General features: G+C 73.2%; 25 protein-coding genes and 1 tRNA gene. 6 read left to right on the forward strand and 20 right to left on the reverse strand.

The features are described 5' to 3' along the window. Positions 1-3: 3 nt before the first annotated feature. From I8920_RS12280 to serS, 4 genes are all read right to left on the reverse strand, one after another. Positions 4-522 (reverse strand): GNAT family N-acetyltransferase, encoded by a 519-nt coding sequence (locus I8920_RS12280; RefSeq protein WP_198656600.1) that lies wholly within the window; start codon positions 520-522, stop codon positions 4-6. Positions 523-524: 2 nt separating this feature from the next. Next, positions 525-609: transfer RNA gene (locus I8920_RS12285), tRNA-Ser, on the reverse strand. Between the two features lie 72 nt (positions 610-681). Next, complete coding sequence (locus I8920_RS12290) at positions 682-1,545, reverse strand: HAD family hydrolase (RefSeq protein ID WP_198656601.1); 864 nt, start codon at positions 1,543-1,545, stop codon at positions 682-684. Beyond that, a complete protein-coding gene (gene serS, locus I8920_RS12295) occupies positions 1,542-2,810 on the reverse strand; it encodes a serine--tRNA ligase (protein ID WP_198656602.1) in 1,269 nt (422 codons plus the stop codon). Before serS ends, I8920_RS12290 begins: the two co-directional genes overlap by 4 nt. Before the next feature lie 142 nt (positions 2,811-2,952). On the opposite strand from serS, the gene I8920_RS12300 reads away from it, so the two are divergent. Further along, positions 2,953-4,038, forward strand: a complete 1,086-nt coding sequence (locus tag I8920_RS12300) for a diacylglycerol/lipid kinase family protein (protein ID WP_198656603.1) — start codon at positions 2,953-2,955, stop codon at positions 4,036-4,038. A gap of 66 nt (positions 4,039-4,104) precedes the next feature. On the opposite strand, the gene pheA is transcribed toward I8920_RS12300, so the two are convergent. From pheA to I8920_RS12320, 4 genes are all read right to left on the reverse strand, one after another. Further along, a complete protein-coding gene (gene pheA, locus I8920_RS12305; protein ID WP_198656604.1) occupies positions 4,105-5,061 on the reverse strand; it encodes a prephenate dehydratase in 957 nt (318 codons plus the stop codon). Between the two features lie 88 nt (positions 5,062-5,149). After that, entirely contained in the window at positions 5,150-5,695 is a 546-nt protein-coding gene (locus I8920_RS12310) for a MarR family winged helix-turn-helix transcriptional regulator (RefSeq protein ID WP_198656605.1), read from the reverse strand. Between the two features lie 29 nt (positions 5,696-5,724). Then, positions 5,725-6,177 (reverse strand): hypothetical protein, encoded by a 453-nt coding sequence (locus tag I8920_RS12315; protein WP_198656606.1) that lies wholly within the window; start codon positions 6,175-6,177, stop codon positions 5,725-5,727. After that, positions 6,174-7,679, reverse strand: coding sequence for a molybdopterin-dependent oxidoreductase (locus I8920_RS12320; protein WP_198656607.1), 1,506 nt, complete (start codon positions 7,677-7,679; stop codon positions 6,174-6,176). The genes I8920_RS12315 and I8920_RS12320 overlap by 4 nt, the downstream gene beginning before the upstream one ends. 63 nt (positions 7,680-7,742) lie before the next feature. Here I8920_RS12320 and I8920_RS12325 point away from each other — a divergent pair, with 63 nt between their 5' ends. From I8920_RS12325 to I8920_RS12335, 3 genes are read left to right on the forward strand one after another with little or no spacing between them, the layout of a single operon-like run. Then, entirely contained in the window at positions 7,743-8,996 is a 1,254-nt protein-coding gene (locus I8920_RS12325; RefSeq protein WP_198656608.1) for a glycosyltransferase family 87 protein, read from the forward strand. Position 8,997: 1 nt separating this feature from the next. Beyond that, the gene (gene moaA / locus I8920_RS12330) at positions 8,998-10,083 is read left to right on the forward strand and encodes a GTP 3',8-cyclase MoaA (protein ID WP_198656609.1); all 1,086 of its coding nucleotides are present in this window, start codon (positions 8,998-9,000) and stop codon (positions 10,081-10,083) included. Positions 10,084-10,086: 3 nt separating this feature from the next. Further along, positions 10,087-10,326, forward strand: coding sequence for a MoaD/ThiS family protein (locus I8920_RS12335; RefSeq protein ID WP_198656610.1), 240 nt, complete (start codon positions 10,087-10,089; stop codon positions 10,324-10,326). A gap of 91 nt (positions 10,327-10,417) precedes the next feature. Here I8920_RS12335 and I8920_RS12340 read toward each other — a convergent pair whose 3' ends face one another. The 6 genes from I8920_RS12340 to I8920_RS12365 form a co-directional block, all read right to left on the reverse strand. Further along, positions 10,418-11,518 carry a calcium:proton antiporter gene (locus I8920_RS12340; RefSeq protein ID WP_198656611.1) on the reverse strand — a complete coding sequence of 367 codons (1,101 nt, stop codon included), beginning with the start codon at positions 11,516-11,518 and terminating at the stop codon, positions 10,418-10,420. A 12-nt stretch (positions 11,519-11,530) separates the two neighbouring features. Then, a complete protein-coding gene (locus I8920_RS12345) occupies positions 11,531-12,613 on the reverse strand; it encodes an ABC transporter ATP-binding protein (protein WP_232832735.1) in 1,083 nt (360 codons plus the stop codon). Next, the gene (locus tag I8920_RS12350) at positions 12,610-13,416 is read right to left on the reverse strand and encodes an ABC transporter permease (RefSeq protein WP_198656612.1); all 807 of its coding nucleotides are present in this window, start codon (positions 13,414-13,416) and stop codon (positions 12,610-12,612) included. The genes I8920_RS12345 and I8920_RS12350 overlap by 4 nt, the downstream gene beginning before the upstream one ends. Further along, the gene (gene modA, locus I8920_RS12355) at positions 13,413-14,219 is read right to left on the reverse strand and encodes a molybdate ABC transporter substrate-binding protein (protein WP_198656613.1); all 807 of its coding nucleotides are present in this window, start codon (positions 14,217-14,219) and stop codon (positions 13,413-13,415) included. The genes I8920_RS12350 and modA overlap by 4 nt, the downstream gene beginning before the upstream one ends. After that, positions 14,216-14,632 (reverse strand): TOBE domain-containing protein, encoded by a 417-nt coding sequence (locus tag I8920_RS12360; protein WP_198656614.1) that lies wholly within the window; start codon positions 14,630-14,632, stop codon positions 14,216-14,218. The genes modA and I8920_RS12360 overlap by 4 nt, the downstream gene beginning before the upstream one ends. 65 nt (positions 14,633-14,697) lie before the next feature. Further along, positions 14,698-15,753, reverse strand: a complete 1,056-nt coding sequence (locus I8920_RS12365) for a HesA/MoeB/ThiF family protein (protein WP_198656615.1) — start codon at positions 15,751-15,753, stop codon at positions 14,698-14,700. A gap of 95 nt (positions 15,754-15,848) precedes the next feature. Between I8920_RS12365 and I8920_RS12370 the strand changes: the two genes are divergently transcribed. Next, positions 15,849-17,501 (forward strand): glycosyltransferase family 39 protein, encoded by a 1,653-nt coding sequence (locus I8920_RS12370; protein WP_198656616.1) that lies wholly within the window; start codon positions 15,849-15,851, stop codon positions 17,499-17,501. A gap of 42 nt (positions 17,502-17,543) precedes the next feature. On the opposite strand, the gene I8920_RS12375 is transcribed toward I8920_RS12370, so the two are convergent. The 5 genes from I8920_RS12375 to I8920_RS12395 all read right to left on the reverse strand — a co-directional run bounded on the left by I8920_RS12375 (position 17,544) and on the right by I8920_RS12395 (position 22,870). Further along, positions 17,544-18,476 carry a 4-(cytidine 5'-diphospho)-2-C-methyl-D-erythritol kinase gene (locus I8920_RS12375; protein WP_198656617.1) on the reverse strand — a complete coding sequence of 311 codons (933 nt, stop codon included), beginning with the start codon at positions 18,474-18,476 and terminating at the stop codon, positions 17,544-17,546. A gap of 9 nt (positions 18,477-18,485) precedes the next feature. Beyond that, on the reverse strand, positions 18,486-19,790 hold the full coding sequence (locus tag I8920_RS12380; RefSeq protein WP_198656618.1) for an O-acetylhomoserine aminocarboxypropyltransferase/cysteine synthase family protein: 1,305 nt from the start codon (positions 19,788-19,790) through the stop codon (positions 18,486-18,488). Beyond that, positions 19,790-20,836 carry an LLM class flavin-dependent oxidoreductase gene (locus I8920_RS12385; protein WP_198656619.1) on the reverse strand — a complete coding sequence of 349 codons (1,047 nt, stop codon included), beginning with the start codon at positions 20,834-20,836 and terminating at the stop codon, positions 19,790-19,792. The genes I8920_RS12380 and I8920_RS12385 overlap by 1 nt, the downstream gene beginning before the upstream one ends. An 86-nt stretch (positions 20,837-20,922) precedes the next feature. Further along, positions 20,923-21,921 (reverse strand): ATP-grasp domain-containing protein, encoded by a 999-nt coding sequence (locus tag I8920_RS12390; RefSeq protein WP_198656620.1) that lies wholly within the window; start codon positions 21,919-21,921, stop codon positions 20,923-20,925. Between the two features lie 106 nt (positions 21,922-22,027). Continuing rightward, positions 22,028-22,870 (reverse strand): helix-turn-helix transcriptional regulator, encoded by an 843-nt coding sequence (locus tag I8920_RS12395; protein WP_182065106.1) that lies wholly within the window; start codon positions 22,868-22,870, stop codon positions 22,028-22,030. 101 nt (positions 22,871-22,971) lie between these two features. On the opposite strand from I8920_RS12395, the gene I8920_RS12400 reads away from it, so the two are divergent. Further along, positions 22,972-23,712 carry an SDR family oxidoreductase gene (locus I8920_RS12400; RefSeq protein ID WP_198658754.1) on the forward strand — a complete coding sequence of 247 codons (741 nt, stop codon included), beginning with the start codon at positions 22,972-22,974 and terminating at the stop codon, positions 23,710-23,712. A gap of 15 nt (positions 23,713-23,727) precedes the next feature. On the opposite strand, the gene I8920_RS12405 is transcribed toward I8920_RS12400, so the two are convergent. Next, the gene (locus I8920_RS12405) at positions 23,728-24,219 is read right to left on the reverse strand and encodes a hypothetical protein (RefSeq protein WP_198656621.1); all 492 of its coding nucleotides are present in this window, start codon (positions 24,217-24,219) and stop codon (positions 23,728-23,730) included. Positions 24,220-24,263 lie beyond the last annotated feature (44 nt).

A 24,263-nucleotide genomic window follows, 5' to 3' on the forward strand; every position in this document is an offset into this window, starting at 1 on the left:
CCGTCACGGTGCGATCCGCTGGAACATGACGTGGTCGCGCCAGACGCCGTCGATCCGGATGTACTCCGGGGCGAAGCCGTACCGGACGAACCCCGCGGACGTCAGCGCGCGCTGCGAACCGACGTTCTCGGGCAGGGTCTCGGCCTGCACGCGGTGGAGGCGGAGCACGTCGAACGCGTGGTCGACGGCGGCTCGGACCGCGCGTGAAGCATGGCCCTGACGGGTGCGGTCAGCCCGGATCCAGTACCCCATCGCGCAGGACTGCAGGGCCCCGCGCGTGATGCCGCTCAGGGTGATCCGACCGAGCAGTTCGCCGTCCGTCGACTCGACGACGAACGGCACCGCGTTGCCCGACCGCTGCGCCGCGAGGGCCTGCGTGATGACGTCGAGCTGCCCGGACTCCGTGTAGTACGACGGCGCCCGCGTGGGTTCCCACGGCCGCAGGTGGTCGGCGCTCGCGGTGATGACGGCAGCGAGCACGGCCGCGTCGTCGAGGCGGAGGGGGCGCAGCCGGGTGTCCATCGCGGAGGGTGTGGGATTCGAACCCACGAGACATCTCTGCCCACCTGTTTTCAAGACAGGCTCCATCGGCCGCTCGGACAACCCTCCAGTGACGCGACCACGTGGCGAGACGTGACCGCGTCCCGGGAAGTCTACCCGGGCCTCCCGTCCGGATGCGCGTCAGCGCGGCAGGGAGTCGAGCGCCGCAGCCAGCCCGTCGTCCGTCACGCCGCCCGTCAGCTCGTTGCCGGCGTCGACGACGTCGTCGGGGGCCTGCCCCATGACCACGCCGCGACCGGAGGTCGACGCCCAGCGGAGCATGTCGATGTCGTTCCGGCCGTCGCCGGCGGCGAAGACGCGGGACCGCGGGATGTCGAGCCACTCCCGCACGCGCTCCATCGCGGTGGCCTTCGTCACGCCCTCGGGGGCGATGTCGAGCCACGACGTCCAGCCGACCGAGTACGAGACCTTGTGCAGGCCCATCCGCTCGACGACCTGCAGGAAGTCCTCGGTGTCGTGCCCGGGCGAGATGACGACGACGCGGGTGGCCTCGACGCCGAGCAGCTGTTCGAAGGGCACGTGCTCGCCGGCGACGGTCATCGTGTCGTCGGGGAAGTTGCCGGAGAGCAGGAAGTGTCCGGTCTCGTCCTCGACGCCGAACGCCGCGTTCTCCAGGGCACCGTGGATGGTCTGCAGCACCTCGGACGGGTCGAAGCGCTCGACGTGCCGGCGCTCGTACGAGCCGTCGGCACGACGGGCCAGGGTGAGCGCCCCGTTGGCGCAGACCAGGAACTTCGGTTCGATGCCGAGCGTCTCGAGCAGGGGCACGGTCATGCCCTCGCTGCGGCCGGTGGAGAGCATGACCTCGTGCCCGGCGGCCTCGGCGTCCCGCACCGCGGCGACGACCGCCTCGGTGACGACGCCGTCCTCGCGCATGGTGGTGCCGTCGACGTCGAGCGCGACCAGCCACCGCTTGGTGCGGGCGGGCGCGTCCGGACCGCCCCCCTGCGAGGAGCCGTCGACGAACCGGTCGCGGGTGCTCATCGGGGCTCGATCACCTCGACGCCGCCCAGGTACGGGCGGAGCACCTCGGGCACGACGACCGAGCCGTCGGCCTGCTGGTGCGTCTCGAGGATCGCGACGATCCACCGGGTGGTGGCGAGGGTGCCGTTCAGGGTCGCGACCGGGGCAGTCTTGCCGCTCTCGGTGCGGTAGCGGATGTCGAGGCGGCGGGCCTGGAACGTCGTGCAGTTCGACGTCGAGGTGAGCTCGCGGAAGGTGCCCTGCGTCGGGACCCAGGCCTCGATGTCGTACTTCTTCGCCGCGCTCGTGCCGAGGTCGCCCGCCGCGACGTCGATCACGCGGTAGTGCAGCCCGAGGTCCTGGAGCATCTGCTCCTGGTGCGCGACGAGCCGCTCGTGCTCGGCCTCGGCCTGGTCCGGGTGGACGTAGGCGAACATCTCGAGCTTGTTGAACTGGTGCACGCGCAGGATGCCGCGGTTGTCCTTGCCCGCCGAACCGGCCTCGCGCCGGTAGCAGGTCGACCAGCCGGCGTAGCGGTGGGCGGCGGACGGGTCGGCGAGGTCGAGGATCTCGTCGGCGTGGAACCCGGCCAGGGCGACCTCGCTCGTGCCGGTCAGGTACAGGTCGTCGGCTTCGAGCCGGTAGACCTCGGCGGCGTGCTCGCCGAGGAACCCGGTGCCCGCCATGGTCTCGGGGCGCACGAGCGTCGGCGTGATGAGGGGTTCGAACCCGGCGGCGACCGCACGGTCGAGCCCGAGCGACATCAGCGCGATCTCGAGGCGGGCGCCCATGCCGCGCAGGAAGTAGAAGCGCGAGCCGGAGACCTTCACCCCGCGCGGGATGTCGATGATGCCGAGGTGCTCGCCGAGGTCGGCGTGGTCCTTCGGCTCGAAGTCGAACGCGGGCTTGGTGCCGACGGTGCGGAGCGTGACGAAGTCGTCCTCGCCGCCCTCGGGCACACCGGGCAGCACGACGTTCGGGATGCCGCGGACGACGGTGTTGAACGTGTCCTCGGCGGCGGTGACGGTGGCCTGGGCCTCCTTGACCTGCGCGGCGAGGGCCTGTGCCTGCTGCACGAGCGCGGCCTTCTCGTCCTTCGGGGCCTTGGCGACCGTCTTGCCGAAGGCGTTCTGCTCGGCGCGGAGCGACTCGAACGAGGTGATCGCGCTCCGCCGTGCGGAGTCGGCGGCGACGGCCTCGTCGACGACGGCCACCGAGGCACCACGCGCCTGCTGTGAGGCCTTGATGACGTCGGGGTTGTCACGCAGCAGCTGGGGATCGATCACCGGTTCATCCTAGCCAGCGCCGGTTGCGCACCGGGTGCGCGTCGACGGCCTGGAGGCGCGGGGCGGGGCCCGCCACGGGCCTCCCGTCCGACCGTGGCCGGGACGGGCGCGCTGCACAGGACTCCGCCGGTACGTTCGGAGCATGTCATCACCCTCGGAGACCGCGCCTGCGCAGCCGGACGCGCCCACGCCGGACCCCCGCACCGCCGCCGTCGTCTACAACCCGGTCAAGGTGGACCTCGCCTCGCTCAAGGAGACGGTGGAGCGGTACCGGCGCGAGGCCGGGTGGAACGAGACGCTGTGGTTCGAGACCTCCGAGGAGGATCCGGGTGGCGGGATGGCCCGCGAGGCGGTCGCGGCGGGTGCCGACGTCATCGCGGCGGCCGGCGGCGACGGCACCGTCCGCGCGGTCGCCGAGGTCGTGTGGGAGTCCGAGGCCGCGCTGGCCCTGCTGCCGAGCGGTACCGGCAACCTGCTCGCCCGGAACATCCCGGCGCCGATCGACGACCTGGAGGCGAGCGTCCGCACGATCTTCCGCGGCGAGGACCGCACGATCGACATCGGCACGGTCGGTGTCGAGCGTCCGGACGGCTCCCGCGAGCGGTTCGGCTTCCTGGTGATGGCCGGTCTGGGCCTGGACGCCCGGATGCTCGCGAACACCAAGCCCGAGCTGAAGAAGAAGGTCGGGTGGCTCGCCTACGTCGACTCGCTGGTCCGGTCGCTGCGGGACGCCGACGCCTTCGACTTCCGGTACCGCGTGGACGGCGGGAGCACCCACACGGTGCGCGCGCACTCCCTGATCGTCGGCAACTGCGGCACGCTGCAGGCCGGCGCGACGCTGCTGCCCGACGCCGAGATCGACGACGGCGTGTTCGACGTCGTCGTGATGCGCCCCCGCGGGTTCTTCGGCTGGGTCCGCATCGCCGCCCGCATGCTGTGGGAGAACGCGATCCTGCGCTCGTTCCGCCGCTCGGCCCTGGGGCGGACCGCGGTCGGCAGGCGCATCACCTCGCTCGCCCGCGAGGAACGTCCGCTGCGCTACCTGCGCGGCCAGGAGTTCACGGCGCGCCTCGAGCGGCCGGACGAGTTCGAGATCGACGGCGACCCCGTGGGCGAGGTCTCGGCGTTCAAGGCGGAGATCCACGAGGGCGGGCTGCGTGTCCGCGTCGCCGGGCCGCGCGACGAGACGCGGTCGACGCGGCAGGTCCGGGCAGCGCACCGCGGCTGACCGCCGACCCCGACCCGGGTCTGCGGCCACCGCAGGCCCGGGGCCGACCCGGCCCCGGGTCTGCGGTCAGCGCGCGTCCGGCTCGCCCGACACGATCGCGCGCAGCCAGTCCCGTGCCTCGACGAAGGCGGCGTCCGAGTACCGTGCGGGCACCTCGGGCCGGGCGCCGTCGGCCCGCGGGTACGAGCCGAGGAACGTCACGCGCGGGCTGAAGCGCCGCAGGCCGAGCAGTGCGTCGGCCACCCGCTCGTCGCGCACGTGCCCGTCGAGGTCGATGACGAACCGGTAGCGGCCGAGCTCGTCGCCGATCGGTCGCGACGACAGCAGCCCCATGTTGATGCCCCGCGTCGCGAACTGCTCGAGCATGTCGACCAGGGCGCCGGGGTGGTCGGCGGGGAGCTCGACGATGACGCTCGTCTTGTCGGCGCCGGTGGGTTCGGGCAGTGCGAGGGTCTTCGACACCAGCACGAACCGGGTGACGGCCGACGCGTTGTCGCCGATGGACGACGCGAGCACCGTGACGTCGTGGTGGTCGGTGATGCCGGGCGGGGCGACGGCCGCGTCCGCGGTGGGTCGTTCGTCGAGCAGGGCCAGGGCGGCGGCGACGTTCGACGACGCCGGGATGTGCCCGTGGCCGGGCAGGTTCACCTCGAGCCAGTTGTGGGTCTGCGCGTAGGCGACCGGGTGCGCGTTCACGGTGCGGACCTGGTCGAGCGTGGTGCCGGGGCGGGCGACGAGCACGAAGTCGACGGGGACGAGGTACTCCCCCACGATGCGGACCCCGGGGATCCGGGCCAGCGCGTCCTGCGTGGCGCTGACCCCACCGTCGACGCTGTTCTCGATCGCGATGACCGCACCGACGGAGCGGCCGGAGACGACGTCGTCCAGAGCCTCGCCGACGTTGTTGACGCTGCGCCAGGGCTTGCCGGCGGCGGCCTCGACGAGCTTCAGGGCGGCCTCGGTGAACGTGCCGGCGGGCCCGAGGTAGGAGTACGTGTCGGACGGCGCGACGGGCTCGGTCATGCGGCGAGCCTATTGCAGGCGTCGAGCCGACCGGCGAGCGTGACGCCGGGGCCGGCCGGGGGCGGGGCGCGTCCGTCCGTCGCCCGCGTCAGTCGGTCGCGGCGCCCGTCAGCCGTTCCTCGCAGATGGCGACGTCGTCGTCCTCGCGCGGGTAGGTCAGCGCGGCGAACCGCCCCTCGGGGTCGAGCCGGGTGAGCAGCGACGCGGCGATGCCGTCGAGCTGCGCGACCTGCTCGTCGCTCAGTGCGTCGATCACCATCCGTCGCGCGGTGCGGACGTGGTCCGGTGCCGCCTCGACGATGGTGGCGTACCCGGCGTCGGTGAGCCGGACGTCGGTGGCCCGACGGTCGGACGTCGACGGGCAGCGGGTGACGAGCCCACGCTTCTCGAGCCGCGAGACCACGTGCGACAGCCGCGGCAGGGACGCGTTCGTCGCCGAGGCGAGTGCCGACATGCGGAGCGTGCGGGTGTCGGTCTCCGAGAGCATCGCGACGACCATGTAGTCGAAGTGCGTCAGGTCGGCGTCGCGCTGCAGCTGCTGGTCGAGCGCGGCGGGCAGGAGCTCCATGACCGCCACGAGCTTCATCCACGCGCGCAGCTGCTCGCGGGTGAGCCACGGGGTGTCGTCGGACATGCTGTCCATCCTACCGAGAGGTTGTTCCTTCAACCAGTAGTGCGCGCGGTGGACGAACGCCCGGGTCGCCGGCTCCGCACCACCCCGATCACGAGCACCGCCACGACCACGAGCAGCAGCGCACCCTCGACCAGCAGCAGCCGCGTGCCGTAGTCGAACGGCAGCACCGTGGGGTTCTTCGGCCCCTGGTCCTTCGCCTCGATCTCCGGTAGCACGACCAGGGCGAGGACGCTCCCGAGCACGATCGCCGCCTGCACGACCACGAGCACCGACGCCCGCAGCGTCCGACCGGCCCGGCGCAGCAGCAGTCCCGCCCCGACCACGAACGGCGACAGGACCGCGTCGTGCAGCACCACCGCGCCGAGCAGCCACACCGCGAGCCCACCGATGCGGTTCGGCGACACCGACGTCACCAGCACGAAGGCACCGAAGGCGATGACCAGCACGCCGATCACCGCGAGCACGATCCGCGCGGCCCTCACCGGAGCACCTCGATCCGCTCGATCCACTTGGTCTGCAGCACACCCGGCCGCCCGGGAGCGATGATCCGCGCCGGGAACCCGTGGTCCAGGTCGAGTGTCGCGCCGTTGAGCTCGAGCGCGACGAGGGTCGTCGGGTCCTCGGCGTACTCCGGGCCCATGTCCATGATCCGGTAGCCGCCGTGCCGTTCCAGGCTCGTCACCCGCACGTGCGACCCCTGCGGCGCCTGCACCGCGTCGAGCAGGTCACGCATCCGGACGCCCTTCCACGTCGCCACCTGGCTCCACCCCTCCACGCACGAGATCGGCAGGTCGACCTGGGTGGTGCCGAGCGCGACGAGTTCCGCGCGGACGAAGGTCCGGCTCACGTCGTGGCCGACGACCGTCAGCGTCCAGTCGGCCGCGGTCGCGGTCGCGAGCACCCCGGCCGCACGCGCGGTGCGGTTCACCGGCAGTCCGTTCGAGCCGATGCCCCGGCCGCGGGCGCCGAACACGTTGAACGGTTCGGCGAGCTTCGACGACTGGCCCGCGGTGAGCGCGACGACGCCGACCGTCGCGGCCGTCACGCCGGCGAAGAACCCGCGTCGGGCGATCCGCTCGCGTCGTCCGGTGGCTGCCTCCGGCGTCGGCCTGGAGGCCCGGCTCGCCGTGTCCGGGTCGGCCGCCGGTCCGGCGGGGCGAGCCTCGGCGCCGCCTCCGGCGGCGTCGACCCCGTCGATCCACCGGAAGACGCGGCCGACCAGGCCGTGCGGGGCGGACGCGGGCCGGGCCTCCTGAGCGGCAGGGAGCAGTTCACTGCCGGACGCGGGGTCCGCGATGAACCGGCCGTGCTCGTCGTAGGAGTCGCGCTTCCGCCAGTACCGCGCGATGACCGGCAGCTTCGCCGCGACGTGGATCACGAGCGACCCGATGATCACGTAGGCCAGCGCGTTGTGCACCTGGCGGAACGGGAACGGCCACGGGTACCACTGGTACGTGTTGAGCAAACCCGTGACCACCTGGATGATCGACGCGGACACGAGCACCGCGATCGACACCCGCTCGAGCAGGTGCAGGACTCCGCGCACCGGGGGCGTCTGCACGAGTGCGGGCATGACGGTGTTCAGCTTGGCGAGCAGCAGCGGGATGATCGCGATGCCGGTGGTGATGTGCAGGCCCTGCGTGAACTGGTACAGCTGCGTCGGCCGGGTCGGGAACCGCATCCAGCCGAGCGGCTCCTGCAGCAGGTGGCTGTAGATCCCGGTGCCGAAGCAGACCAGGAACGCGATGCCGAGCAGGCGACCGAGCACCACCGCCGAGCGGGCGTTGCGGTTGGGGGACGCCAGCGCTGCTCGTCCGTCGTGCAGCAGGGTCCGGACGCCGGATAGCCTCGACGGACCATGAGCGACCGACTGCGTGCCCTCCGACCGTCCCTGGCCGACGGCACCGCCGCGCGGATCGGCACCGTGGTGGCGGTCGTCGGAGTACTGGCCCTCGCGGGCGTCATCGCCGTCGGCGTCACGCATCTGGGGTTCCTCCGGTCGGGCCATCGTTCTGCATTCGTTGCGTGGACGCTGATCGCTTGGACCGTGTTCGTCGTCGCCGTGTTCGCGGTGCGGTTCGTGCCCGTCCGGTGGATGACCACGATGGTCGTCGGTGGAGCGGTCGTGATCGGCGTCGCGGCACTCGTCGGCCCGCCGAACACGAGCACCGACTCGGCCCGGTACGCCTGGGACGGCATCGTGCAGCACGCCGGCATCTCACCGTACGCGCACACGCCGCAGTCTTCCGCACTGTCCGGCCTGCGACCCGACTGGTTGTTCCCCGACAAGGTCGACGGCACCTGCGAGCCCTTGAAGCCCCGCTTCCGGGGCCTGGGCGACGGGGCCGACGGGCACTGCGTCGCGATCAACCGTCCGGACGTCGTGACGATCTACCCGCCGATGGCCCAGCTCTGGTTCGCCGGCGTGCGCGCGTTCGTCCCGGCGACCGCCCAGTACCTGCCGTTCCAGGTCGCCGGGCTGCTCGTCTCGCTCGGCGTGACGATCGGCCTGGTCGCGGTGCTCCGCCGCACGGGCCGGCCGACCTGGTGGGCGGCGCTGTGGGCGTGGTCGCCCCTGGTGGCGTCCGAGGCGGTCACCAACTCGCACGTCGACGTCGTCGGTGCCGCGCTGGCCACCGCGGGCGTCGTGCTCGTGACGTTCGGGCGACCGATCTGGGGCGGGATCGCGCTCGGTGCGGCCACCGCGACGAAGCTCATCCCGGCGATCGTGTACCCGCCGCTGCTCGGGCGGCGCGGCGGCTGGTGGGCGATCCCGGTCGGCATCGCCGTGTTCGGCCTGCTCTACGTGCCCTACGTGCTCACGACCGGCATCGACGTGCTCGGCTACCTGCCCGGGTACCTGAGCGAGGAGGGCTACGAGGACGGGTCCCGGTTCGCCCTGGTCTCGCTGCTGTTCCCCGGGGACGCCGGGACCGTCGTGGTGGGGCTGCTCGTGCTGCTCGCCGCGTTCGTGGCCTGGCGCCTGGTCGACCCGTCGCGACCGTGGTCGGGCGAGGTCCTGATGATCGGCGTCACGTTCCTCGCCGTGACCCCCCGCTACCCCTGGTACGCGCTGCTGCTCATCCCGTTCGTGGTGCTGTCCGGCCGGTGGGAGTGGCTGTCGATCGGGCTGGCGATCGCCCTGCGCGGGGTGTGGCCCTCGGTGGACGCCTACCGGTGGTGGCTGCTGGCGGCGATCGTCGTCATCGTGGTCGTGACCCTGGTGCGCACGGACCGGTCGGACTGGCGGCGGTGGTGGGAGCGGCTGTCGTTCCGACGGGTCCCCACGTACGCTGACTGACATGGCACCCGCGATCCTGCTCGGCACCACCGGTGGTCCGGGCGGCGCGACCGGCGCGGCCGACGCTCCCGTCGGCACGGCCGGTGCCGGGCTGGTGGACCGGTTCGGTCGCCGGGCGATCGACCTGCGGGTGTCGCTGACCGAGCGCTGCAACCTGCGCTGCACGTACTGCATGCCCGCGGCCGGCCTGCCCTTCGCCCCCGACGACGCCCTGATGACCGCGGCGGAGATCGAGCGGCTGGTGCGCCTCGGGACGTCGCGGTTCGGCGTCCGCAAGGTCCGGTTCACCGGCGGCGAGCCGATGCTCCGGCACGACCTGGTCGACGTGATCGCCCGCTGCGCCGCACTGCCTGATGCCCCGGAGCTGTCCCTCACGACGAACGCGATCGGGCTGGCCCACCGCGCCCGGGCCCTGTCCGACGCCGGGCTGCGCCGGGTGAACGTGTCGCTCGACACCGTCGACCCCGACGTCTTCACCACCGTGACCCGCCGCCCGTTCCTCGACAAGGTGATCGCCGGGCTGACGGCCGCGCACGATGCCGGACTCGACATCAAGGTCAACGCGGTGCTGCTGCGCGGGGTCAACGACGAGGCCGCGCCCGAGCTGCTCCGCTGGTGCCTGGAGCGCGGCTACGAGCTGCGGTTCATCGAGCAGATGCCGCTCGACCCGGACCACACCTGGGACCGCACGTCGATGGTCACCGCTGCCGAGACCCGCGCCCTGCTGTCGTCGTCGTTCGTGCTGACGCCCGACGACGCTCCGCGCGACGGCGCCCCGGCCGAGCGGTACCGCGTGCAGGACGCCCGCACAGGCGAGGCGCTCGGCACGGTCGGCATCATCGCCAGCATCACCGAGTCGTTCTGCGCCGACTGCACCCGCACCCGTCTGACCGCCGACGGGCACGTGCGCAGCTGCCTGTTCTCCGACGACGAGACCGACGTGCTCGGTCCGATGCGTGCGGGCGCCTCCGACGACGAGGTCGCCGAGGCCTGGCGGCGGGCGATGTGGGCGAAGCCGCGCGACCACGGCGACGACAGCGACGAGCTCGTGCACCCGGCCCGGGGCATGAGCGCGATCGGGGGCTAGGACGTGGCCACGATCCGGTTCTTCGCCGCCGCCCGGGCCGCCGTCGGCGTGGACACGCTCGACACCTCGGCGCCCACGGTCGACGCAGCCCTCGCCGCGGTCGAGGCGGCCGACCCCGAGCGGTGGACCGCGTTGCAGGAGCGCTGCTCGTACCTGGTCGACGGCGTGACCACGCGCGACCGGGGCACCGCACTCGACGGCGTCGCGGTGGTCGACGTCATGCCGCCCTTCGCCGGCGGCTGAGCGGCGCTCCGCAGCGGTCCGACGGTCGGACCAGTCCCGGTCCCGGCGCCTGCGTCTGCGCCTGCGCCTGCGCCTGCGCCTGCGCCTGCGCCTACGGCGAGACGGACAGCACGATGAACGCGGCGAAGATCACCAGGTGCACCCCACCCTGCAGCCGTGTCGCCCGTCCGGGCAGCACCGTGAGCACCGCCGCGACGATCGTCAGCGCGAGCAGCACGATCTGACTCGACCCGAGCCCCAGCAGCAGGGTGCCCGGCATGAACAGCGAGGCGACGGCGATCGACGGGATCGTCAGACCGATCGACGCCATCGCCGAGCCCATCGCCAGGTTCAGGCTCGTCTGGATCCGGTTCCGCGCCGCGGCCTTCGAGGCGGCGATGCCCTCGGGCAGCAGGATGAGCAGCGCGATCACGACACCGACGAACGACGGCGGGAACCCGACCGCGGCGACCCCGGCCTCGATCGCCGGCGACTCCACCTTGGCGAGTCCGACGACCGCCACCAGGGCGACGACGAGCAGCCCGAGCGACACCATCGTCGCCCGCACGGTCGGTCGGGCCGCGTGGACGTCCTCCGACTCGGCGAGCACGCCGCCGGCGCGGTTGACGGGCAGGAAGAAGTCGCGGTGCGCCACGGTCTGCGTCACGACGAACAGCCCGTACAGCACGAGGGACGCCAGGGCCACGAACACGAGCTGCGTCCCGGTGAACGACGCGTCGTCGGTGCCGGTGGTGAACGTCGGCAGCACCAGGGTCAGCACGGCGAGCGCGGCGACCGTCATCGTCGCGGCGCTCGCGCCCTCCTGGTTGAACCGCACGGTGCCGTGCCGCAGGGTCCCGATCAGGATCGCCAGACCGACCAGGCCGTTCATCGTGATCATCACCGCCGAGAACACGGTGTCGCGGGCCAGGGTCTCGGCCTGCGCCCCGCCGGAGCTCGACAGCGAGATGATGAGCGCCACCTCGATGACGGTCACCGCCACGGCGAGCACGAGCGACCCGAACGGTTCACCGACCCGGTGCGCGACGACCTCGGCGTGGTGCACCGCCGCCAGGATCGTGACCGCCAGCACGACGGCCACGAGCACGACCACCACCGTGCCGAGCCCGTACCGTCCGTACGACAGCGCGAGCACGACGGCCGCCACGAGCGGGGTGGCCACGGGCCACACCTTGGGGAACCAGGAGGTCATCCGACCATTGTCTCAACCGCGCGGCGCGTACACCGACACCTCGGCGGCGGCGACGCCGACGTGCACCCGGTCGCCGGGTCGCACGCCCATCGCCGTCAGCGCCGGGAGCGTCAGGTCGGCCACCAGCTCCCCGGCGTGCACGCGCACCAGGCCGTCCCGCGCCTCGAGCGCGGTGACGGTGCGCGCCGGACCGCCTCCGTCCCGCGTCAGGACGGCGGCCGTCGGGTGGAACGCGGCGAGGGCGGGACGGCCGGGAGGCACGGTGTGCGTCCCCGACGTGAGCTCGCCCCCGCCGTCCAGCGCGATCCCACCGGCGGTGGCGGTCCCCCGCACCAGCGCCAACCCGGAGAACGTGGCGGCGAACGCGCTGGTCGGGCGGCCGAGCACGGTGGCGGGGGTGCCCTCCTCGACCACCCGTCCGGCCTCGAGGACGACGACGCGGTCGGCCAGGGCGACGACCTCGACCGGGTCGTGCGTGACGAGCACGGCGGGGCGACCGGCGACCGCGGTCCGCAGTGCCGCGCGGACCTCGTCTCGCGTACCGACGTCGAGTGCCGAGGTCGGTTCGTCGAGCAGCAGGACCGTCGGGTCGGTGGCCAGCGCGCGGGCGATCGCGACGCGCTGCGCCTGCCCGCCCGAGAGCGTGCGCGGGTCACGTCCGGCGAGGTCCGCGACACCGACCGCGTCGAGTGCGTGCCGTGCCCGTCGCCGGGCAGTGGCGCGACCGGCTCCGGCGGCCCGGGGTCCGAAGGCGACGTTCCCGAGGACGTCGAGGAACGGGAACAGGTCGGGGCGCTGGGCGACGAGTCCGATCCGTCGGCGGTGCGCGGGGACCGTGCGGCGGGGCCCGGACGCCTCGACGCCGCCGAGCACGACCCGGCCGGCGTCGATCGGCAGCAGTCCGGCCAGCGCCTCGACGAGGGTCGACTTGCCGGCGCCGTTCGGCCCGACGACCGCCAGGCACTCCCCCGCTGCGACGGCGATCGACACGTCGACGGCGCGGTGGTCCACGACGACGTGCGCCAGGACGCCTGCGGCGCTCGACGCGGCGAGGCGGGCGCCCGGCGCCGTCGAGCGGGAGCGCGACGCCGTCACGTGAACGCTCCCCGGGTCCGGAACGACGAGGCCCCGATCACGACCACGGCCACCACGACGAGCACGACGGCCAGGGCCACCGCGGTGTCCGGGTCGACCTCGCGCTGCAGGTAGACCTCGAGCGGCAGCGTGCGGGTGACCCCCTGCAGGCTGCCGGCGAACGTCAGGGTCGCGCCGAACTCACCGAGGGCCCGCGCGAAGCAGAGCACGAGTCCGGACAGGATGCCGGGCAGCACGCGCGGGGTCGTCACGGTCAGCAGGGTCCGGGTCGGCCCGGCCCCGAGCGTGGCGGCGACCCGTTCGAAGCGGTCCCCCTCGACCCGGAGCGCCCCCTCGACCGAGGACACCAGGAACGGCATCGCCACGAAGGTCTGGGCGACGACCACGGCCGTCGTGGTGAAGGCGATGCGCAGCCCGTGCTCGTCGAGGAACGCACCGACCACGCCGAGCCGTCCGAACGCCGCGAGCAGCGCGAGGCCGCCGACCACGGGCGGCAGCACGAGCGGCAGGAGCACGACGGCCCGGGCGACGCCGACCCACCGTGACCGTGACCGCGCGAACAGCACGGCGAGCGGGTAGCCGAGGACGAACGCGATCGCGGTGGCGGCGAGCGCGGTGCCGAGGCTCAGGCCGAGCGCGGTGAGCGACGCGGTCGAGGTGACGAGGGCGACGAACGACGACCACTCCACCCGGCCGAGCATCGCGAGCACCGGCACGACGACGAACAGCCCGCCGAGTGCCGCGGGCAGCGGCAGCCACCACGCGACCGGTGGCCGTCCGTCGGCGCGCGGTGCACGGCTCACGGCGTCCCGAAGCCGGCCGCCGACAGCACGCGCTGCCCGACGGCGGAACGGACGGCGGCGGCGAACGCCCGCGCGAGCTCCGGGTCGGCGGACTCGCGCAGCACCCCGATCGAGTACGTGTTGACGGCGTCGGCGGCCTGGCTGACCGGCACACCGTCGACCCGGCCGTCCGCACCCCGCACGTCGGTGACGTAGACGAGTCCGGCGTCGGCCTGCCCGGACTCGACCTTGCCCAGGACGTCGGTGACGGACTGCTCCTCGCTGACCGGCCGCAGGTCGACGCCGGCCGCGTCCGCGGCGGCGGCCGCCGCGGCGCCGCACGGCACCGGACGGGCGCAGGTGACGAGCTGCACGTCCGGGTCGGTCAGGTCGTCGAGGCCGGCGATCCGGAGGGGGTTGCCCGGGGCGACCGCGATCTCGATCGTGTTCGTGGCGAAGTCCCGCGGCGACCCGTCGGCCAGGTCGGCGGACGACAGCTCCGCCATGGTCGCGGTGTCGGCCGCGGCGAAGACGTCGGCGGGGGCACCGTTGCGGATCTGGGTGACGAGGTCGCTCGACCCGGCGAACGAGAACGCGACCGAGGCCCCCGGGTGCGCGGACTCGAACTGCCCGGCGATCGTGGTGAAGGGCTGCTGGAGCGACGCCGCCGCGAAGACGGTGATCGACCCGGTCACGTCCGACTCGGGGTCCGACGGTCCGGACTGCGACGACGAGCCCACCGGCGTGTCCGTGCCGGAGCAGGCGGTCAGCACGAGGGCGGCGACCGCGACGAGCCCGGCCACCACGGATCGACGAGCGGTCATCGGGGGTCCTCCTGGGGCGTCGGCGCCTCGACGGCGACCATCGTGGCCTTGACGGACGCCACGGCGACGGACCCGACCTCGAGCCCGAGGTCCCGCACCGCCTCGGCGCTCATGAGCGAGACGACGCGGTGCGGACCGCACTGCAGCTCGACCTGCGCCATCACCGTGTCGACGACGAGGTCGGTGACGATGCCGACGAAGCGGTTGCGGGCCGAGCTCCGCACGCCGGTGGACGGTCCGGCGAGCTCGGTGCTCCGTGCGCGGGCGTGCTCGGCGACCTCGCGACCGTCGACGACCGCGCGCCCGGCGTCGTCGACCGCACGGGTGAGGGTCCCACCGTCGACGAGCCGCCGGACGGTGTCGTCGCTCACCCCGAGGAAGACCGCTGCATCCCTGATCCGCAGTTGCGTCATGATGCCCCGATGCTAGCCGCACCTGCGGCTCGTGGGTGGAGCGAGGTGGTGCCGACCGCCCCGGGTCAGGGCGTGTGCTCGTGCGCCACGGGCAACCCCTCGCGTCGCCAGGCCTCGAACCCGCCGTCCAGGACCGCCACGCGCCTCCCGGCCGGCTGCCGTGCCGCCCAGGCGTCGGCGCGCGGACCGCGGGCGCAGTACACGACCACGTCGTCCGCCGCGGTGTCCTCCGTCACCGCGCCGCTGACCACGCCGGCAGCGCGCTCCTCGTCGGTCCGCACGTCGACCACCACCAGGGGGTCGGCCGGGTCGGCGAGCCGGGCGGCGAGCGCGGCGGGGGCGATGCGTGGGACCGTCGACGCGGGGACGGGCACGGGACGCTGCGAAGCCGGGCCGCGACGGAGCGGGCTCTCGGTCCAGCGCCACCGGCGGGCGTCGACCGTCAGGACACGGCCGAGCAGCGGGTCGCCGGCACCGGTGACCAGCGCGGACACCTGCCCGGCCATCACCGCACCGACGGCGCCGCAGAGCGCGGGGAGCACGCCGTCCAGGGCGCAGGACCCCTCGTCGGGCAGGGCCTCCGGGTGCAGGTCGTGGAAGTCCACGCCGTCGGGACCGGCGTCGCGGAAGACGCTGACCTGTCCGTCGTGCCCGAGCACCGTCCCCCACACGAAGGGCACCCCGGCTGCGGCACAAGCGTCCGAGACCTCGCGTGTGACCACGACCGAGTCGGCCGCGTCGACCACGACGTCGTGGCCCGGCACCAGGTCCGGCGTGAACGACCCGACGACCGCGACCGCGTCGAGTTCCGGGTCGACGGCGTGGGCCCGGGCGACCGCGACCTGCGCCTTGGACGACCCGACGTCCGCCGCCGTGAACAGGGTCTGCCGCGCCAGGTTCGAGGCGTCGACGACGTCCGGGTCGACCACCGTCAGCCGCCCGATGCCGGCCAGGTGGGCGACGACCGGTGCGCCGAGACCACCGGCCCCGACCACCAGCACGCGGGCACCGGCCAGGCGACGCAGACCGGTCAGGCCGACGTCGGCGAGCGCCGCGGTGCGGGATCCGAGCTGCGTCCGCCACGGCGACAGGACGGCGACGGGCTCGACGAGGGGCTGCATCCCGTCATTCTGGCCCGTGGCACCGAACTCCTGCACGTGGACCCCCTCCGGCCGGACGCGGCAGATCCCCAGTGCGGGCCGGTACGGTCGCGCTCGTGAGTTCCCCGCGCACCGGTACCGTCCCGGTCCGACGCACGACGTCGGACGGCTCGGTGCGCGCACGACTCCTCGGCGTCGCCCGTGCGGTCACGCACACGCTCGCCCGGACGCCGGAGATCAGCGTGGGCGCGCTCGGCGTCCTCGTCGCGGCGGCCTTCACCTGGGTGCCGTCGGTCTGGTACGACGAAGCCGCCACCGTCGCGAGCGCGCAGCGGAGCTGGCCGGCGCTCTGGGCGGAGCTGCAGAACGTCGACGCCGTGCACGGCCTGTACTACGCGGTCATGCACGTCTGGTTCGCCCTGGTCGGCTACTCCCCGTTCGCGCTGCGGTTCCCGAGTGCCCTGGCGATCGGCGTCGCCGCCGGTCTGGTCGTCGCACTCGGTCGGCGCCTGGGCGGGGTCCGCCTGGGGGTCGTCTCGGGCATCGTGTTCCTGGTGCTGCCCCGCGTCGCCTGGGCCGGCACCGAGGGCCGTCCGTACGCCGCCGTCACCACCTTCGCCGCAGCCCTGACGCTCGTCGGGCTGACCGCCGTCCGACGTACCCGCGCTCGGCACCACGCGACCCGGTGGTGGGTCGTCTACGGCGTGCTCGCGGCCGTCGCGGTCCTGTTCAACGTCTACCTGTCGCTGGCCGTCGTCGCGCACGGGGTGGTGCTCGTCTGGACGGGTGCGGCCGACCGCGCTGCGCGCCGACGTTCGGCCCTGTCGGAGCGCACCGGCCCGGTGTCCGAGGCGATGGTCGACCGCCGGGTGCTCGTGCACTGGGCCGTCGCGGCCGTCGGCGCCGCGGTCGTGGTGTCGCCGTTCGTCCTGCTGGCCGCCGGTCAGACGCAGCAGGTCGGCTGGATCACCGGCGTCGGCTGGGCGACCGTGCGCCAGGTCGTCGCGACGGCCTGGTTCGGTGCCCGTTGGCCCTACGCCGTGCTCGGGTGGACGCTCATGGTCGTCGGCGTGGTGCTCGCGCTCCGTGCGGCCCGCCGCCCCTCCCCCGCTGCTCGCGACGTGCTGCGCGCCCAGGCGGTCCGCGTCGCCGTGCCCCTGACGGTCCTGCCCACGGCCGTGCTGGTCGGTGCGACCGCAGCGGGCGAGCACCTGTACTCCCCCAAGTACGCCAGCCTGAGCCTGCCGTTCGTCGCACTGCTGATCGGTCTGGCCCTCACCGCCGTCCGTCCCCGACGCTGGCTCGCCCTCACGGTGGTCGCGATGCTGCTGGTGTCGGCGCCGACGAGCACCACGGTGCGGCTGCCGCACGCCAAGCAGGACTCGCACTGGGCGAACGCGGCGGCGATCATCGAGCGCGAACGCGACCGGCGCACCGACCAGGGCGAGGGCGTGGTCTTCGGCAGCGTCTGGGGTCACCCCACGACGACCGCGCAGGTCATCGCCGACACCTACCCCGACGCCTTCACGGGCATGCGGGACCTCGCCGTCGCCGAGACCGGTGCCGAGCGCGGCCAGCTCTGGGACGTCAACGGCGACGTCGCGACGACCGTGCCCGCCCGGTTGTCCGGCATCGACACGGTGTGGTTCGTCGGCGGCAAGTCGCGGAACATCCGCCCGCAGGTCACCGAGACGCTCGAGGGCCAGGGGTTCCACGTCGTGCGGTACTGGCACACCGGCACCGTGATCCTGTGGAAGTACAGCCGCTGACCGTTCCCCGGTCGGTCGGCCCTGCCGTCCCCGCCCGCGGGGTCAGTGCAGGACGCGCGCGCCGTGCACGGGACCGGTCGCGCGGAGCGCCACGAGACCGGCGGCACTGAGCTCGACCTGCAGCTCGAGCGCGGCGTCGCGGTCACCCACCAGGAACGCCACGGTCGGGCCGCTGCCGGACACCAGGCCCGCGAGCGCACCGGACTTCTCACCGAGCTCCAGCGTCGCCGCGAGCCGGGGCTGCAGGCGCATCGCGGGGGCCTGCAGGTCGTTGTGCACGCAGTCGGCGAGCAGGTCGGGGTCGCCCGCCCGCAGGGCCTGCAGCACGTTCGCCTCGACCACCGGGTGCGACGGGGCCGGCGCGATGTCCGCACGGTACCGCTCCCGGTGCTCGTCGAGCGCGCGGTAGACGGCGGGGGTGCTCAGGCCGTCGTCGCTCAGGGCGAGGACCCAGTGGAACTCCCCCTTCGCCAGGGCCGGGCTGAGCTCGTCGCCGCGACCGGTGCCGACGGCGGTGCCGCCGGCGAAGGCGAAGGGCACGTCGGCGCCGAGCTGCGCGGCGAGCCGGAGCAGTTCCTCGCGCCCGAGCGCGGTGCCCCAGAGCGTGTCGACGGCGAGCAGGGTGGCCGCGGCGTCCGCCGAGCCACCGCCCATGCCGCCGGCGACCGGCACCTGCTTGTCGATGGTCAGCCGGACCCCGCCCCGGTGCCCCGCGGCGTCGGCCACCAGCCGGGCCGCGCGGATCGCCAGGTTCGACTCGTCCACCGGCACGGCGCTCGTGTCGATCGGCCCGGTGAAGGTCACCGAGAAGTCGTCGGCGACCTCGGCCGTGACGTCCTCGTACAGCGACACCGCCTGGTACGCGGTGGCGACGTCGTGGTACCCGTCGTCCTGCAGCGCCCCGACGGACAGGAACACGTTGATCTTGCCGGGGGCGCGCGTCCGCACGCGGGTCGGGGCGGCCAACGTGGTCATGCCCCCAACCTATCCCGCTGCGGCTGCCGCGAAGCCCCGGACCAGGTCGGCCGTGATGTCGTCGATGTGCTCGAGCCCGATCGACAACCGGATGAGCCCGTCACCGACACCGGCGGCGGCCCGCTCCGACGACGTCATCTGCACGTGGGTCGTCGACGCCGGGTGCACGACGAGCGAGCGGACGTCACCGATGTTCGAGACGTGGTCGAACAGCTCGAGGGCGGCCACGAACCGCCGTCCGGCGTCGACCCCGCCGTCCAGGTCGAACGCCAGGACCGCCGAGGGACCGGCGGGCACGTACCGCTGCTGCAGGTGGTGCCACGGCGACGACGGCAGCCCGGCGTAGTGCACGCCGAGCACCTGGTCGTGTGCGTCCAACCACGCCGCGACGGCGGCCGCGTTCGACACGTGCCGGTCCATGCGGAGCGACAGCGTCTGGATGCCCTGCAGCACCAGGAACGCGTTGAACGGCGCGATCGCCGGGCCGAGGTCGGCGGACAGCTTCGAGCGGGTGCGCTGGATGAACGCGCGCCGCCCGAACTTCGACGCGAAGTTCGTGTTCGCGAACCCGGACTGCTCGGTCGTCGCCAGCTGCGGGTAGGCGTCGGCGTGCGCCGCCCAGTCGAAGTTCCCGCTGTCGACGATGAGTCCGGCGATGGCGCTGCCGTGCCCGGCCAGGTACTTCGTCGCCGAGTGCACGACGATGTCGGCGCCGTGCTCGATCGGCCGGACCAGGTACGGCGTCGCGATGGTGTTGTCGACGATGAGCGGCACGCCGGCCTCGTGTGCGACCCCGGCCACCCCGGCGAAGTCCAGGACGTCACCGCGGGGGTTCGGGATGGACTCGCCGAAGAACGCCTTGGTCTCCGGGCGCACCGCCGCGGCCCACTCCGACAGGTCGGTCGGGTCCTGCACGAACGTGAACGCGATGCCGAGGTCGCGGAGCGTCGACGCGAACAACGTGTACGTCGCCCCGTACAGCGAGGCGCTCGACACGACGTGGTCGCCGGCACGCGCGACCCCGAGCACGGCCAGCGACGTCGCCGCCTGCCCGGACGCCAGGGCCAGGGCACCGATCCCGCCCTCCAGGTCGGCGATCCGGCGCTCGAGCGCCGCGGCCGACGGGTTGTTCACCCGCGAGTAGGTGTGACCGGGCGCGTCGAGCAGGAACCGGGCCGCGGCGTCCTCCCCCGAGGGGTACACGAACGCGGCGGTCTGCGCGATCGGCGGCACGTTGCCGCCGAAGCCCGGGTCGGCCGTGAAGCCGGCGCGGATCTGCCGGGTCTCGAAGGCCCAGTCGTCCTCGGCGGCCATCAGGACGCCGCCTCGGCGGGGACCGACGCGCGGACGAGCGGGATGACCTGCTCGCCGAAGCGCTCCATCTCCTCGAGCTGCGGCGAGAACTGCAGCAGCAGCGTGTCGACCCCGGCGTCCTCGAACGCGCGGATGCGTTCGGCCACCTGCTCCGGCGTCCCGACGAACCCGGGGCGCAGCCCACGGTTCGACACCGAGTAGTCCTCGAGCGAGGGCACGTGCTCGAGCTGCGACTTCGAGATGAAGTCCTGGTACGACTCGTACGCCCGGCCGTGCTGCACGTCGGTGATGCGGGCGAGCTCGGCCTGTGCCGCTTCCTCGGTCTCGCGCACGATGACGTAGGCGGCCATGCCGAACGCCTCGAACGGCGGCAGTCCGGCGTCGACACGGCGCTGCTTCATGCCGTCGATCTTCGCGCGGAGCTCGTCGACGGTGCCGCCGTGCGTCACGTACGCGTCGGCGTACCCGGTGATCGCGGCCTTGCCGGCCTCGCTCTCGCCGCCGGCGTAGATCCGCGGCGTCACGCGGGGCTTCGGCTCGAGGTGCGCGTTCTCGATGTCGTAGTACTCGCCCGAGAACGAGTACGGCGTCTCCCGCCACATCCCCTTCATGATCTCGACGAACTCGGCGGTGCGCTTGTAGCGGTCGTCGTGCTCCGAGAAGATGCCGCCGTACTGCTTCGCCTCCTCGGCCCACCACGCGCTCACGACGTTGAAGGTGAACCGGCCGCACGAGATGTCGTCGATCGTCGCGGCCTGCTTCGCCGTCACCGCGGGCAGGTGGTACCCGGGACGCATGGCCGCCATGATCTCGAGCCGCTCGGTCGTCGCCGCGATCGCCGCCGCGAGCGACCACGCCTCGAGCGAGGGCGCCGCCGTGCCCTTGATGTCGTTGAGGTTCAGCTCCGGCACGAGCGTCAGGTCGAAGCCGATCCGCTCGGCGCGCTGCGCCAGCCGCTTCACGTAGTCGAAGGTGACCGGCATGTTCTCGTTGTCGACGTTGCGCAGCCAGCCGCCGAAGAGCGGGGTCCAGTATCCGAATCGCACGTGTGTTCCTTGGGGGTGTGGGGAAGGCGGACTGGAGGCCCGTGGCGGGCCCGCCACGGGCCTCCAGTCCGGTGGGTCTTGCGTGCTCAGGCCGTGAGCTGCGCCGCGTACTCGTCGGTCAGGAGACCGCCGAGGTACCGGGCGATCGAGCGCGGGCCGGAGGCCGGCGCGGACTCCTCGACCGCGGGGTTGTAGTTCGTGTTCGTGTTGATGTCGTAGACGACGGTGCGGCCGTCCGTGGTCTCCATGAACTCGACGCCCGCGATGGTGATGCGCTGGTCGGCGAGGAACGTGCGCAGCTGCTGGACCAGCGGGTGCTCGGCGGTGATCTCCGTGCGGACGCTGAACGCCGGGGGTGCCCCGGCGGTCTCGGTGCCGGGCACGTCGCAGACCGCTCCCGCGATGGTCTGCGGGACCTCGCACGCGTCGGCGGGGCAGAGCTCGAAGCTGCCGGCGCTGGTGTCGACGCGGACGGCGTAGACGAACTCGCCGCCGACGAACTCGACGCGGGTGATGAACGGCTCGCGCGCGGTCAGGTACTCCTGCAGCAGCGTGATGCCGTCGACCGGCGCCTCGAACTCGGGGCTGTCGACGTAGGCGTCGAACTCGGCGAGCGAGTCGAAGCGGCGGACGCCCAGGCCCTTGCCGCCCTGGTTGTGCTTCGTGATGAAGGGGACGTCCTGCCCGTCGGTGAAGGTGCGGGCGGCGTCCTTGAGCGTCGTCGTGCCGAACACGGCGGTGGTGCCGGGCACGTCGAAGCCGGCCTGCTGCAGGAGCCCGTGCTGGGCGACCTTCGACACCTCGAGCTCGAGCACGTGGCTGCCACCGACGACCTGGCGGCCGGCACGCTCGAGCCAACCGAGGACCGCCCGGGTGTACTCCTTGCTGTGCTCGTGGCCGCGGGTGTGGGAGCTCGCCGACATCCGGGACCAGTACACGCCCGGCTCCGGCTCGGCCCCGAGGTCGATCTGTCCGTCGGTCAGCAGGACCTCCTGCACCGGCACGCCCTCGGCCTCGAAGGCGGCGGCGAGCGGCGGGAACCACTCGGGGTTCTCGTGGATGACGTACACGCGCGGAGAGCTCACGGCCCCACCCTAGGCACGGTGTCGGTGCGGGAGCCAGGTGTGTGACGCGGCGTTGCTCCGCGGTGCGGCGACGAGGTGTCCGCCTGCGGGTCTGTCGCTGCGCCGGTCAGCCGGCGAAGGTCTGCTGACCGACGACGCCGAGGAGCTCGAGCTTCTGCGCGTCCTCCGACCCCGGAGGTGCCGTGAACAGCAGGAGTGCCTGCGCCTGGTCGTCGGTGTGCAGCACCTGGCAGTCGACGGTGATGCGGCCGAGCTCCGGTTGCACGATCGTCTTGTTGTCCGACCAGCGCGTGGCGACCTCGTGCTTCGCCCAGAGCTCGCGGAACTCGGGGCTGCGGGCCTCCAGCTCGGCGATGAGCTCGGCGGCACGGCGGTCGCCGGGCCCGGCCAGGCCGACGGTCGCGCGGAGCGACGCGACGACGGTCCGCCCCAGTCGTCCGTGCTGCTCGGGTGCGTACTTGGCGCGTTCCTCGCCGGTCACGAACCACCGCCACGCCTGGTACCGCTGGTTGCCGGCCAGGCCGACCGAGCTGCCGAGGAGTGCCGCAGCGAGCCGGTTCTCGACCAGGGTCTCGCCCAGGTGGCTCACGACGATCGCCGGGGTGTCCTCGAGCCGGTCGAGCACGCGCAGGATCGCCGGGTCGACGTGGTCGGCGCGGTGCATGCGGGTCGGGGCGTTCTGCCCGGCGAGGTGGAACAGGTGGTCGCGCTCGTCGAGGCTGCAGCGCAGGGCGCGGGCGATCGCCGCGATCATCTGCTCGGACGGCTGCGGACCGCGCTGCTGTTCGAGCCGCGTGTAGTAGTCGACGGACATCCCGGCGAGGGCGGCGACCTCCTCACGGCGGAGTCCCGGGGTCCGGCGCCGCGGGCCCTGCCCGAGGCCCACGTCCTCGGGGCGCAGCAGCTCGCGGCGACGACGGAGGAAGTCAGCGAGTGCGGCGCGGTCCATGGCTCGATCATGGTCCGGTTCGTCGGCGGATGCCAGGGATCGCCGATCCCCCGATGTCCGCGCTCTGGTTGCCGCTGCGACCGCCGGGCATCGTCGTCGTCATGGACATCACGAACTCCACCGTCTTCATCCCCGGCGCGACCTCCGGCATCGGTCTCGCCCTCGCGCAGCGCCTGCAGGCCGCCGGCAGCACCGTGGTCATCGGCGGGCGTCGTCAGGCGCTGCTCGACTCCCTCGCCGCCGAGCACGGCTTCGGCGCCGTGCAGATCGACGTCGCCGACGCGGCCTCCATCGCAGCGGCCGCCGCCACGGTGCTCGACGCGTACCCGTCGTTGGACGCACTCATCACCATGTCCGGGATCATGCGCAACGAGGACCTGCGCTCCTCCGACCACATGGCCGACGCGATCGAGACCATCCAGACGAACCTGGTCGGGACGATCCGGCTCATCGACGCGTTCCTGCCGCACCTGCTCACCCGCCCCGCGGCGACGGTGATGACCGTCACCTCCGGGTTGGCCTTCGTGCCGCTCACCGCGACGCCGACCTACAACGCGACGAAGGCCGCGGTGCACTCCTACACGCAGTCGCTCCGCCAGCAGCTCGTCGGCTCGCCGGTCGAGGTGCTCGAGCTCGCGCCGCCGGCCGTCATGACCGACCTGATGGGTGGCGCGGACTTCGGCGGCATGCCGCTCGACGCCTTCGCCGACGAGGTCATCGAGCTGGTGGCCTCGGGAACCGACACCGAGATCCTGGTGGAGAACGTGCAGCCGCTCCGGTTCGCCGAGCGGAACGGCAACCACCAGCAGATCCTCGAGATGATGGCCGGCGCGGGGCACTGAGCCCGGCGAGCAGGTTCAGCCGGCGGCGTGCTCCGGACCGGGGGCGTCGCCGGCCTCGCGTCGGGCGATGACCCGGTCGAGGAACTGGTTCAGCACGGGGAGGCCGCACACCACGACGAGGCCGAGCGCGGAACCCCACACGGTCCATCCGAACCACGACCGGAGGACCTCGTAGGCCCACGCCGCGATCGCGGTCCACATGAACGCCGTGGCCGCTCGCTGGACCGGACGAACGGGCGTGGAGCCGAGCGCGACGGCGTCGTCGGCGCCGCGCGAGTCGGCGGCGTCGTCGTCGTCGTCGTCGGCATTCGCGTCATACCGGCCGAGCATGCTGAAGGCGACGCCCCAGCCGATGATCGCTGCACCTGCCAGCAGTCGCACCCAGACCACGTCGTCGGTCGGACGCTGCACGAGGTCACGCACCGAGAGCACGATGATCGCGATGCCACCGATGACGGCGATCAGGGTGATGGCGATGGCGAGGCGGCTGACGGGTCGACGGGGCACGGAGTCGATCGTAGGGGCGTCCGCGCTCGGCCCGCGCACCCCCG

This window comes from Curtobacterium sp. YC1, assembly GCF_016267665.1.
Taxonomy (GTDB): Bacteria; Actinomycetota; Actinomycetes; order Actinomycetales; family Microbacteriaceae; genus Curtobacterium.

Coding starts and splice junctions, on each gene's coding strand:
- I8920_RS12340 (WP_198656611.1), bottom strand. CDS start 11,518: ATGACCTCCTGGTTCCCCAAGGTGTGGCCCGTGGCCACCCCGCTCGTG.
- I8920_RS12375 (WP_198656617.1), bottom strand. CDS start 18,476: ATGACCACGTTGGCCGCCCCGACCCGCGTGCGGACGCGCGCCCCCGGC.
- I8920_RS12365 (WP_198656615.1), bottom strand. CDS start 15,753: ATGCAGCCCCTCGTCGAGCCCGTCGCCGTCCTGTCGCCGTGGCGGACG.
- I8920_RS12400 (WP_198658754.1), top strand. CDS start 22,972: ATGGACATCACGAACTCCACCGTCTTCATCCCCGGCGCGACCTCCGGC.
- I8920_RS12380 (WP_198656618.1), bottom strand. CDS start 19,790: ATGGCCGCCGAGGACGACTGGGCCTTCGAGACCCGGCAGATCCGCGCC.
- I8920_RS12310 (WP_198656605.1), bottom strand. CDS start 5,695: ATGTCCGACGACACCCCGTGGCTCACCCGCGAGCAGCTGCGCGCGTGG.
- modA (WP_198656613.1), bottom strand. CDS start 14,219: ATGACCGCTCGTCGATCCGTGGTGGCCGGGCTCGTCGCGGTCGCCGCC.
- pheA (WP_198656604.1), bottom strand. CDS start 5,061: ATGACCGAGCCCGTCGCGCCGTCCGACACGTACTCCTACCTCGGGCCC.
- I8920_RS12300 (WP_198656603.1), top strand. CDS start 2,953: ATGTCATCACCCTCGGAGACCGCGCCTGCGCAGCCGGACGCGCCCACG.
- I8920_RS12395 (WP_182065106.1), bottom strand. CDS start 22,870: ATGGACCGCGCCGCACTCGCTGACTTCCTCCGTCGTCGCCGCGAGCTG.
- I8920_RS12290 (WP_198656601.1), bottom strand. CDS start 1,545: ATGAGCACCCGCGACCGGTTCGTCGACGGCTCCTCGCAGGGGGGCGGT.
- I8920_RS12360 (WP_198656614.1), bottom strand. CDS start 14,632: ATGACGCAACTGCGGATCAGGGATGCAGCGGTCTTCCTCGGGGTGAGC.
- I8920_RS12280 (WP_198656600.1), bottom strand. CDS start 522: ATGGACACCCGGCTGCGCCCCCTCCGCCTCGACGACGCGGCCGTGCTC.
- I8920_RS12320 (WP_198656607.1), bottom strand. CDS start 7,679: ATGCGTGACGCCGACGGCGATGACGCCCGCGAGGGCCAGTACTCCGAC.
- moaA (WP_198656609.1), top strand. CDS start 8,998: ATGGCACCCGCGATCCTGCTCGGCACCACCGGTGGTCCGGGCGGCGCG.